Origin of the sequence: Accumulibacter sp. (genome assembly GCF_029255145.1) — a bacterium.
Taxonomy (GTDB): Bacteria; Pseudomonadota; Gammaproteobacteria; order Burkholderiales; family Rhodocyclaceae; genus Accumulibacter.
Genome location: NZ_JAPUVQ010000130.1, coordinates 1 through 9,655, shown reverse-complemented (window position 1 = coordinate 9,655; position 9,655 = coordinate 1). Strand labels below are relative to the sequence as shown.

The 9,655-nt window shown below is 60.1% G+C and carries 13 protein-coding genes; 3 read left to right on the top strand and 10 right to left on the bottom strand.

Features of this window, described 5'->3' with window-relative positions; translation table 11 throughout:
* The 3 genes from Q1L50_RS15445 to Q1L50_RS15435 all read left to right on the top strand — a co-directional run.
* Positions 1–999 (top strand): hypothetical protein (locus Q1L50_RS15445; protein WP_300340258.1); only part of this gene is annotated, 999 nt, incomplete at its 5' end.
* A 21-nt stretch (positions 1,000–1,020) separates the two neighbouring features.
* Positions 1,021–2,013, top strand: a complete 993-nt coding sequence (locus Q1L50_RS15440) for an ATP-binding protein (RefSeq protein WP_300340257.1) — start codon at positions 1,021–1,023, stop codon at positions 2,011–2,013.
* Between the two features lie 73 nt (positions 2,014–2,086).
* On the top strand, positions 2,087–2,395 hold the full coding sequence (locus Q1L50_RS15435) for an STAS-like domain-containing protein (RefSeq protein ID WP_300340254.1): 309 nt from the start codon (positions 2,087–2,089) through the stop codon (positions 2,393–2,395).
* Between the two features lie 4 nt (positions 2,396–2,399).
* Here Q1L50_RS15435 and Q1L50_RS15430 read toward each other — a convergent pair whose 3' ends face one another.
* The 10 genes from Q1L50_RS15430 to Q1L50_RS15385 all read right to left on the bottom strand — a co-directional run.
* Complete coding sequence (locus Q1L50_RS15430) at positions 2,400–2,864, bottom strand: DUF4411 family protein (protein WP_300340251.1); 465 nt, start codon at positions 2,862–2,864, stop codon at positions 2,400–2,402.
* Positions 2,861–4,042: an XRE family transcriptional regulator gene (locus Q1L50_RS15425; RefSeq protein WP_300340248.1), complete on the bottom strand. Its 1,182-nt coding sequence runs from the start codon at positions 4,040–4,042 to the stop codon at positions 2,861–2,863. The genes Q1L50_RS15430 and Q1L50_RS15425 overlap by 4 nt, the downstream gene beginning before the upstream one ends.
* Before the next feature lie 29 nt (positions 4,043–4,071).
* Complete coding sequence (locus tag Q1L50_RS15420; protein ID WP_300340246.1) at positions 4,072–4,374, bottom strand: hypothetical protein; 303 nt, start codon at positions 4,372–4,374, stop codon at positions 4,072–4,074.
* Positions 4,367–6,658 (bottom strand): YfjI family protein, encoded by a 2,292-nt coding sequence (locus Q1L50_RS15415; RefSeq protein ID WP_300340244.1) that lies wholly within the window; start codon positions 6,656–6,658, stop codon positions 4,367–4,369. The genes Q1L50_RS15420 and Q1L50_RS15415 overlap by 8 nt, the downstream gene beginning before the upstream one ends.
* Positions 6,655–6,963: a CHC2 zinc finger domain-containing protein gene (locus Q1L50_RS15410; RefSeq protein ID WP_300340242.1), complete on the bottom strand. Its 309-nt coding sequence runs from the start codon at positions 6,961–6,963 to the stop codon at positions 6,655–6,657. Before Q1L50_RS15410 ends, Q1L50_RS15415 begins: the two co-directional genes overlap by 4 nt.
* 12 nt (positions 6,964–6,975) lie before the next feature.
* A complete protein-coding gene (locus Q1L50_RS15405) occupies positions 6,976–7,203 on the bottom strand; it encodes a helix-turn-helix domain-containing protein (RefSeq protein ID WP_300340240.1) in 228 nt (75 codons plus the stop codon).
* A gap of 132 nt (positions 7,204–7,335) precedes the next feature.
* Entirely contained in the window at positions 7,336–7,977 is a 642-nt protein-coding gene (locus Q1L50_RS15400) for a hypothetical protein (RefSeq protein WP_300340238.1), read from the bottom strand.
* 119 nt (positions 7,978–8,096) lie between these two features.
* Positions 8,097–8,363: a DUF2442 domain-containing protein gene (locus tag Q1L50_RS15395; RefSeq protein ID WP_300340235.1), complete on the bottom strand. Its 267-nt coding sequence runs from the start codon at positions 8,361–8,363 to the stop codon at positions 8,097–8,099.
* A gap of 60 nt (positions 8,364–8,423) precedes the next feature.
* Positions 8,424–8,621 (bottom strand): DUF4160 domain-containing protein, encoded by a 198-nt coding sequence (locus Q1L50_RS15390; protein ID WP_300340232.1) that lies wholly within the window; start codon positions 8,619–8,621, stop codon positions 8,424–8,426.
* A gap of 2 nt (positions 8,622–8,623) precedes the next feature.
* The coding region (locus Q1L50_RS15385; protein ID WP_300340229.1) for a site-specific integrase at positions 8,624–9,655 on the bottom strand (1,032 nt) is incomplete at its 5' end.

Below are 9,655 nucleotides of genomic sequence, written 5' to 3'. Positions count from 1 at the left end.
CGTCATGTCCTGGTGCACGTCATTCTGGGTGGCGTCTTTCCGCCAGAACCGAATTCTGCCAAGGATGTTGCCTTGCTCCGAGCAGCGAATCGGGCCATGTGCCGCAAGCAGCGCGGTAGTTCGGATGCCTTTCTGTTTGTGCTCGCGGGGAACCACGACACGGAGAAAATTCAGCAGGCGATTGCGGCCTACGGATTTCCAAATTTTGCGGGTGAAGTTGACGCGATCGACGATATCGAAGATCAATTGGAAACCAATTACGACGATATATGCTCATTGGCAGGTCATACCATTTTCAAATGGCTCAACCGAGAACACCCTGGAGCCATCGCCTGCTTCAGCCTGGAATACAGAAACACGGAATTCTGGTGGGAGGGTGTAGAGCATGAGGAGGACGTTTTTGACTGGCCTTTCAGTCCTGACGCGTATGCGGCATCTCTGCCATATGTGCATCGCACACGTGCGGCGACCTGGATGACCGTGCTGGGTCATGCAGTGGATTTGCATGAGACTCAAGCCACTTTCCCCGATGCACTGGCATCTGCCCATGCCACCGCATGGGCAGCGACCTTGAGTGAGTGGCTGCATGGCTTTGAAGCCGCCAGCGGAAACAGCTACAACAACTTCGAATCTGAATTCGCTCCTGAACTGATGCCGTCGGAGTTCTTCTTGGGGTTTGAGTTTGCCAGGATTTCGGGCGAAGACTTGGAGTTGGTGTGTGAGCGAACGGGTGATGACATTGACAGCCTTGGAAGCGTTGCCCTGAAGGCCGTTACCGAGGAGAGGCGAAGCGAGTTTCGTGGCGCGCTTTCGTCGTTTTTCGGGGGCGATAGCGGTCTGTTTTGGGCACTGCATTCGGCGATCTGGCCGAAGTTCGACAAGCCGATGAGCGACGCTCTCAACGACCTGTTGGGAGTTGCCGACCATGACGGTTTAGCAGATCTCGATGCGCCGTGGCGGTTTGTTTCAGAGGGGTGGTGTGATGAAGCCGATGGTTGAGTGGGCAGTGAGCGATCACGCATGACCGCGCTGCTCTGCCCGGCGCGTCTAACGGTCGATAGGCCCGACGCTCTCGTCGCGTTGTGCAGCGCGATGCTGGTGTCCGAAGACGATGTGCTACTTGATGCCCGAGCCTTGCGCTTTGCCGATCCTTTCGGAATGGCGATTCTGGGCGCAACCTTTTACCAGTTGCAAAAGAGCGGGCGCTCCGCTCGGGTGTCGGGTCTGGTTGAAGCAGTGAGTGGCTATCTGCAGCGTATGGATGTCTTTCCTGGTGTCGAATTGGTCGATTGCGCTCCCGTCCGTGGCATTCGTCGGGATCGCCGCGATGCCCTCGTCGAACTGACCCGCATCAACCAGCGCGGCGATGTCAACACTGCGGCGTTCCGCCTTGCCAACGCCTTGGTTGGCAGCATTCCCGGAATCGATCTGGACGAGTCGCGCGATGAAATGACCTGTGTCAACACGGCCGACCGCTTGATAGAGCCGCTCAACTATGCGTTAGCGGAATTGCTCGACAACGCGGTCATCCATGGACGCCGTCACAACCGCCAGGATGCAAGGGTATGGGTCGCCAGTCAGTTTTACCCTTCGCGCGCCATGATTCAGTTTGCCGTGGTCGACAATGGTTGCGGCCTGTTGGAGACCTTGCGCAACCATCCGCCGCTGAGGGATGCAAAGCGCAAGACACATCTGGCCGCCATCCTGGGTGCGCTGCAGCCGTGGGTGAGCTGCAATCGGGAGACCGGCCTGCGGCATGATTCTGCGAACGAAGGCATCGGACTCACAACGACTTCCCGTATTGCCGCCAAAGCCGGTGGTCGCTTGGTCGTGGCCAGCGGCAACGCGGTACACGACCCTACACTTGGCAGTCGCGAACTCGCGGCAGGAACTTACTGGCAGGGCGTCGCTTTGGCGCTTGAGTGCTCCCGCAATCAGCTCCTTGGCGTTCACGTAAGTGATTGTTTGCCCCAGACAATAGCTCAGCCAGCCATCCATCTACGTTTTGAGTAGCTTTCACCAGTGTTGTTTTGGCTGTCGTTTTGTTACAGTTGGGCCTTACTGTTTCCCTTGTCTCGCTTTTCTCATGCGCACAGCGTTCCCGCTTGCAGGACTTGCCCCAGGTCGCTTGATCGGTTCCCGGTTAAGCGCCATACCATTGCGCCTTGAGATTGAAGAGGCACTTGCTAATGGGGTCGAAGTTGTTTTCGATTTTTCGGGTGTCGGAGCGACGCAATCCTTTGTCGACGAATTGATCGGCATGCTCATCATCAAGCACGGTCCAGCCGTGCTGCAGCAGATCGTGTTCAAGTCGTGCTCCGACGACGTGCGCGCCATCATCGAATTCGTCGCCGCCGACCGTGCCGACCAGTACCTCAAGGCGCACAGCCACTGACGTTTCAGGTGGCGACTAGCCGCCAGCGCTCGCGCCGCATCAGATCCAGCAAGCCGATGCTCGGCACGCCCAGCGCGGCGCAGATCTTTGGAATCTTGGCCCCGCCCCGGCGGGGCTTTTCGTTGGTGACCATAGTCAGGCCATTAGCCAAGGCCAGCGCGATGAAAAACGGGTCGCCGGTGATCCGATTGGCGTCGGTGCCTTGGGTCGCGTAGGCTGCCATGACTTCCTTTACCGCTTCGATCTGCGGCAAGTCCATCGGCACGATCAAGGTTTCCCTGCGCTCATAGACCCACTGGCGCCAAGCGTCGTCCTTGTGCTCCAGTTCCTCGATCAGCATTTCCGGCGCTTTCATTTGGCCGGCGGCGATGAGTCCGTCAAAGTTTTCCCAGAAACCGGGAACGATGTCGATCGGGTAGTAGCGTTCACCGGCGTCTATGAAGACGTTGGTGTCGATGCAATAGCTCAAGCGCTTGCCTCACGGCCGAATACCAGTGATTCGATACGCGACAGGTGCCTGATCTTGACGCCCAGATAGTCAGATGCGGTTGCCAGCGCGATGCGGTCCTGCGCGTAGGCGTCAAGCACCAGGCGGACGAAGGGGCGACCGAGGTTGCGCACGGCCATGACGGAAGGTGGCGGGCCGCCTACCGATTCACCGCGAGACTTATCCCTTGCCTGTTGCTGCTCTTCGTCTAGCTTGGCGCTGATGTTGTGATAGTGGGCTTGCGTGGTACCGCCCACGGTGAGCAGACGGCGCAGGATCACGTAGCGGCTGACGGAAAAATGTCGGGCGAGGTCATCAAACTCTTCCATGGTCCACGCTTGTACGCCTTGCCGGGGTAGCGCGCTTAGCAGGGCCTCGACGGGTACCAGCACATTACCGGCGACGGCGTTGCAGAAGGCTTCGACACGCGCATCAGGTGACCCGTCTTCAATCGGTACCATGTCGCACACGCCGCCCTGGCGTAGGAACAAGTGGGTCAGTTCGTGCAGCAGCGTGAAGATACGGCCAGCGTGTACATCGCCACCGTTCAGAATGACGATAGGCAACACATCGCCCGGCAACGATACGCCGCGCATCTCTTCCTGCGGAATGCGACTGGTCTCGAAGACAAGCACCGACTGTGCTTCGACGGCGGCTTTCCAGGCTTTCAAAGCATCGTCGGTGCGACGAAAGGCAAATTGTCTGTCCAGCGCGATACCGAGGAACTGGCGCACGCGCACAGCCACGGCTTCCGGGGCTTCATCAATCGACGCTTGCTGTTGAAAGGCAGGGATCTCCTGCTCGATCTCGCGCGAGAGTTCCAGCGCGTCCTCACGGCGCAGTCGTGCCTGGCGTATCTCTGCGTTCAGGCGCGGTGCGTAGGGGCGTTGTGAAACGCCCGGTTGCAAGCGAAAATCATGCACTGCCGTTTGCGTTTCCGGCGCCTGTGGCAGAAAGAATACCGCTAGCGGCCGCTTGTAGACGTCGGCGGCTTTCTTGACCTGAGCAAAGCTTGGCAGGGGATTACCGCGCTCGATGGCGTCAAGTTTTTCGGGCTTTAGCCCAAGCTTCCCGGCGGCGGCCTCGACAGAATAGCCCGCCGTCTCCCGCGCCCACACGAGAAGAGCGGGGTTGATCGGTGCGGCAAGGCTGGCAGCCATTTCGAGGAGCCCAAGCTAGTCAAAGCTCATCATTCTATCTTTGCTGTGATTTGTCCAGAATCGTCTGACCCGTGGTGCCGGATGAACAGGTCGAGAAGAGCGAAGGCGTCGTACTTCCCCTTCGGGACCGCCAGTCGGAATTCCACCAGATCACCGGCCGTGGGGATGACGAAGCGCGGGAATTCGTAACGGCCCGGGTATTGCCGGTAGCCTGGTTCGGGTTGGGTACTCTCCGGGATGGGTGGTTGAAGAAGTGCGCCTTCCGGAATTCCCGCCTCTGCCGACGTCGACTTACCCTGGATCAGCGCCGCGCGTTGTATCCACTCACCCATTGTCAGCGCCCAGTCCGTTTCGCTGCCGTGCTTTCGGATTCACGCGATAGCGCACGTGGCCGCGGCGCTGAAAGCCGGCGGCCTGGACTGATTGCAGCAACCAACTGGCCTCCACCAATTCACCCAGCGCCTCGTCTACGATCTCGCGGTCATCGAGCAGGCTCCATTGCTTGCGGTAGATGTCGCGTGCGGTGAAGCCAGCGCCGCTGCCCAATTCGTCAAGCTGGCCCTTGCCGATGCGTTCGGCCAGTGCAGCGGCGGCCTGTGATTGCAAGTTGGCGGACAAACCGTAGATGCGCCGAGCGTGCGCTTCGAGGTAGCTGCACCAGTCGGCCGCGCGCGCGGCGGCTTGCAGGCTGACAGGGCCGACGGATTCACCGGCGGCGATGGCTTCGGCGCGGTCGACCAGATGGAACAGTAGCGCGAGGCTGGCCATCGTCTTCGGCTGCTTCGAGAGGTATTCGACGATCAGCGGGGCCTCGTCAGGGTCTTCAAGCTTCTCGCGGTGCAGGCGCTCATACCACTCGATGAACAGATTCTGTGCGCCATCATCCGCGAAGCGCAGGCAGGGCGTTTGGTCGTAGGGGCCGGACGTGGTGACCCGCTCGAAGTCGGTGCGCGCCAGTGTCTCGATGATGGCAAAGGCGCGCTCGCGGGCCGGGCCGTCGGGGTACTCGTCGACGATATGCACAAACGGCTGCACGTCGGGATAGGTAAGCAACTGAAAGCGCTGCATCATGCCGTCGTTTTCGATACGGGCCTGATAAAGGTAGTTGCGCACCTTGTCCGGTTGGGTGCCGCCGAGAATGGATACGCACATGTTGTCGCAGATGACATGCCCGCGCCCGATGCGGTCGAGCGGGAAATTGCCCTGGCCGTTCCATGCTTCCAGGTAAAAGCCGCGATCCTGTTCGCGCCCTTGCTTGTCCCAGCCGCGCAGCAGGCCGACAAGTTCGTCACGGAAGACCAGAATGCCGCGCCGGTTGGTCGAAAGCAAATCATGTAGCGCCTCGATGGTGGCGTCGTTGGTACGAAAACGCTCTTGCAGGTTGCCGGGTGGCGGTGCGCTCAGACTGGCCATTTCGAGCTTGATCTCGGCCACGCTGCGTGTCGGTGGAGACAGTCGAGGTTGGCGGGAGGGCGTCTTGCGCTTGGCTGGCGGCGTGGCGTCGTTGTCGCTGCCTTCTTCGGACGGCATATCGCCGTTGGTGGCATCGGCATAGGCAGTCGCCATACTGGCAGTGCGCTTGGCAAGCCTGTCGGCAGTGATGGCTTCCTTGAGTTCGGCGTCGAGCAGCTTCTGGATTGCCTTGGTTTCCGGGTCGGCAGCCGTGGCCTTTGCCTGCCGGGTGCCGTCGGTGGCGAGCTTTTCCAGTCGCCCCAGGGCCTTGACCATTTCGGCCAGTGCCGGCGTCTTCTTCTTTGACGGAGGACCAATCACGCCACCCCACAAGTTCGGCACGATCAGCCAATCGTCCTTGCGCTTGGGCTTGATGCCGATGCCGGCGCCGACCACCGCGGCCAGAATCCCGATGGCGCCGACGGCGCAGAAGTCGATAGGGCATTGCATGCGGTGGGCGGTGTCGGCGATCCAGCCGCGAAATGCGACGGGGATCAGTTCCGGGTCAAGAGCTGGCACCGGCAGCAGGGCAATGCGGATCGGTTCGGGCTCGGGAAGCGCGTCGTATTCAGCTTGGCGCGCGGCGGCGATGTAGGGTGCGGGGTCGAGCCATTCGCCGGTCATGTGCTCGAAATGGCCACCGCCGGGTGGCGCGAAGAACGGCTGCGAGAGCTTTTCGGCGCAGGCGTCCAGCCCTGGCAGCGCCAGCGCAGCGGCAAATTGCCGGTAGGTGCCGGGCCAGTCGCGCGCAGACACGGGCGCGGCGAGCGGCAGCACTGCACGCAGGCGCGGCGCGGTGGGCGTACTGCGCTTGGTGGTGTAGATGGCGCATTCGCGACCGGCCAGCGCCGAGCGGGTTCGGTCGAGGTTTGCGCCCTTGTCAATGTCGAGGACTAGTGCTGTGATCGCCAGTACGTCGACGTCGCGGCGCGTGCCTTCGGGATTGAACTCGGCATAGACCAGCGCCGGTACAGCATCCAGATCGGCGGTGCGCGAGGCTGCCTGCATCTGCGCGAAGCGCTCCACCAACGCACCCCAGCGGGTTTCCGCCAGTTCGATCTGGTTGGACCTGACGCCGCCTTTTTGCACGGCATAGCGCAGAACTCTGTCCAGTGTGTCAGTTTGCTGGGTGGCAGCTGCGTTGATTTTTTCTGCTTCTTTCATCGAGTCGGACTCCAGACTCCCAGCGCTTTGGCTGCGGCGACAAAGCCGATACCGTAGCGCGCCATGTGAAAGGCCAGCACGTCGCGACCGTGCGCACCACACACAGGTACTCGGCAGCGGAAAGCGCCGGTGTCGAGATTTACCGACAGGCTGGGGTGCTGATCATCGTGGAACGGGCAGCGTGCCGTGGCGCTACGCCCAAGGCCACGTAGCGATTCAAGTTCGGCAGCGTAGTAGGCCAGAGGATCGGGCAGGCGGGCGCGGTCGAAGAGCGTCTTCTTTGTTTTGTGGGCGTTTGGGTTCATGGCGAATCCCTCTCACGCCGTCGCGCCAGTTTCGCGGGTGCGCTTTTCGAGCCAGGCGATAAGGTCCGCACGACGGTAACGCACGCGCCGCCCGACCTTGATGAACGGCAAGGCATACCGGCCCGTGGATCGCCAAACGCCGAGTGTGCCCTTGGCAACGGTCAAGAGTTCCGCCGCATGTGCTTCGTCGAGCAGGTCAGCGCCTGCCGCGATGAGATTCGATAGATTCTTGGTAGTCACTGTTCGCTTCCGGTTAGACCCGCTACGCCTGTTGGCCGTGCGGTATGGTTGCGAACGATAGCGAAAGGGAAGGGAGCAAGTCCGAATTCGGTATCTGGGATTCCATGGAATACCGAATTCGGTTTGTCTTCCTTATTTCATGCGGGTTTCCAGCGCATCGGGGATCTTCGCCAGTGCGGTGCGGATCGTGTCGTCGGTCACTGGTGCACCGATTTCTTCGGTCATTTTGGCTATCTGGCCCGCCGCACCACGGTCTTGATACTTGATCGCAGAATAGTCGCAAAGGGCCGCGATGATGACTAGCAGGGTGTTTCGCTCTGTCGTTGTGAGCCGCTTTTCCGGGATTTTCGACGCAGGGCTTTCCTCTGTTTTTGGCAAGGTACTCGCCATTTCCACAAGTTCCACTGGCAGGCCGTCCCACATGACCACTGACTGAGCCCACGAGGCGAATTCCGACAAGCGAACCAAGGAATTGTCCGGCTGTATCTGATTTAGCACGCCGGGCGAAAAGAATGTGCGATTGGAAAGGTGCATCCGTAGTGTCCGTTGCCTTCGCTCAAACTCTGCTTGGGCATCCGCACTTGAAAAATCATAGGGTTCCAGCGACGGCCCAACAGCATCTTTTTCCATTGGGCGCACTGCCCCACTGCTGGTGCCAATCAAGCGCCTGTGAGGCACCATTGAATGAGGGTCTATATCCATAGACAGCGCACACGCTTGCCACACTGTCACATCCGGGATGTGTTTCCATTCGTTCCAATTTGGTCTTTTCATCACGCACGCCTTCTTGTGCTGCCTTCAAAGGGGGCCGCGCCAGCCGGGTGAAGGTGCCCGGTTTTCGCCCTCGGGGATCAGTCTCGGGCTAGGCGCAGCAAAACTCAGGTTTTCTCTGGTTACGCGGCCCGGTCGCCTTGCTGCGCGCGCAGCAGATCGAGCAGGAATTCTGGCGCAAGGTCCGCGCCGTTGGCCCATGCGGCCGTGCGCATCACCGGGTGCTGGCTTGCAGTGGCGAACACAACTGGATCACGCAGCGCCTCGAATACTTCGCCTTCGATTTCATCGGACAAATCCACTTCCCCGGCTTCGCCGTTGTTGAAGCGCAGGAACAGGCGATAACTCGGCAGCGGGGTGACTTCTGTAGTGTGCAGGATCATGATCATTACTCCAGAGGATCAATTGGGTTCAGCGGCTTTTTTTGCTGCGCAAGAATCCAGTCGGCTTCAATTTCGCCCCGATATAGCTCCATCCATTCGCGAACCATCGACAACGCCCGGCCCGGTAGCCGAACCAGCGTACACCTTACCGTCCAGGGTCATCAGGGCTTCGTGCTCGCCGTAGACGGCGTGAAAGTGCATTGGCGGATGCTCGCGCCAGTTCATGTAAATGACGATGCCGAAGAAGCGCGAGATTTCAGGCATGGCTATGCCGCGCCCCTCTTCGACAGCGGCAGCACTTCAACCGCCTCTTTCATTCCGCCGGCTTCCATCATGGCCGCGGTTGCCGTGTTGACGGATGCCCGCACCGGGTCAAGGTCGAGTCGGGCATAGATTGCCGTCGCCTGCTGGCTCTTGTGGTTCAGGCTCTTGCCAATGATCGTCAGCGATGCGCCGGTCTTCGCTTGCCAGCTTCCCAGCGTGCGCCGCAGGTCGTGCAGGGTTACGCCGTCCGGGTTGTTTCTGCCGTAGGGGATAGCGGCCCGCTCCATGACGCGAATGACCGCTTTCTTCGGTTCTTCGATATGCCCGCTTTCGCCGGTGCCAGGGAAAACGAAAACAGCGCCATTCTTGGCCGCTTCTTTTCGTGCCTGCAAAATGGTCACCGCTTCAGGCGACAGGGTTACGTTTTGCGGGGTGCCGTTCTTGGTGTCGGGGATGCGCCACACGTATTCACCCAGGTCGATTTCTGCCCAACGCATCGCTAGCAAATTGGCTCGCCTCGCGCCGGTCAGCAGCGCCAACAGGATGTAATCTCGTAGTGTCTCGTTCGGCTCTTCCGCCAGTGACTGAAAGAAGCGGGGCAATTCGTCGGCATGTAGGAAACGGTCACGCTTGACGGTGGGTCGCATCTTGATTCCGGTCACGGGGCTTGCGGTCACATAGCCCCATTCGATCGCACGGCTGTAGACGCTCGAAACCAGCGCCCTTACGTTGTTGATTGTCGATCCCGACTTCCCCGCCTTTTCTACATCGGACAGGATGCGCGAAATCATGGCACGTGAAATGGTGGTCAGCTTGCGCGGGGCAAGGCTTTGCAGATGGCAGGCATAGGTGCTTTGGTCATTGTTCCACGAGCGTTTCTTGATGCCGTGCCGCTCGCCATATTCCTTGAACCTATTTTCCTGTGCGCCGTGACAAGGCGCTGTTTTCCAGCGGGTGCGAATCCCGCCCGGCAACTTTCGCTCCGGCCGGTAGCAACTGGAGCAGTCGTGGAGGTAACGAAGCGGCTGAAGCCT

Bases quoted from the DNA above. Each gene is read 5' to 3' on its own strand.
- Q1L50_RS15440 (WP_300340257.1), top strand. From the start codon at position 1,021: ATGACCGCGCTGCTCTGCCCGGCGCGTCTAACGGTCGATAGGCCCGAC.
- Q1L50_RS15435 (WP_300340254.1), top strand. From the start codon at position 2,087: ATGCGCACAGCGTTCCCGCTTGCAGGACTTGCCCCAGGTCGCTTGATC.
- Q1L50_RS15425 (WP_300340248.1), bottom strand. From the start codon at position 4,042: ATGGCTGCCAGCCTTGCCGCACCGATCAACCCCGCTCTTCTCGTGTGG.
- Q1L50_RS15420 (WP_300340246.1), bottom strand. From the start codon at position 4,374: ATGGGTGAGTGGATACAACGCGCGGCGCTGATCCAGGGTAAGTCGACG.
- Q1L50_RS15415 (WP_300340244.1), bottom strand. From the start codon at position 6,658: ATGAAAGAAGCAGAAAAAATCAACGCAGCTGCCACCCAGCAAACTGAC.
- Q1L50_RS15410 (WP_300340242.1), bottom strand. From the start codon at position 6,963: ATGAACCCAAACGCCCACAAAACAAAGAAGACGCTCTTCGACCGCGCC.
- Q1L50_RS15400 (WP_300340238.1), bottom strand. From the start codon at position 7,977: ATGAAAAGACCAAATTGGAACGAATGGAAACACATCCCGGATGTGACA.
- Q1L50_RS15395 (WP_300340235.1), bottom strand. From the start codon at position 8,363: ATGATCATGATCCTGCACACTACAGAAGTCACCCCGCTGCCGAGTTAT.
- Q1L50_RS15390 (WP_300340232.1), bottom strand. From the start codon at position 8,621: ATGCCTGAAATCTCGCGCTTCTTCGGCATCGTCATTTACATGAACTGG.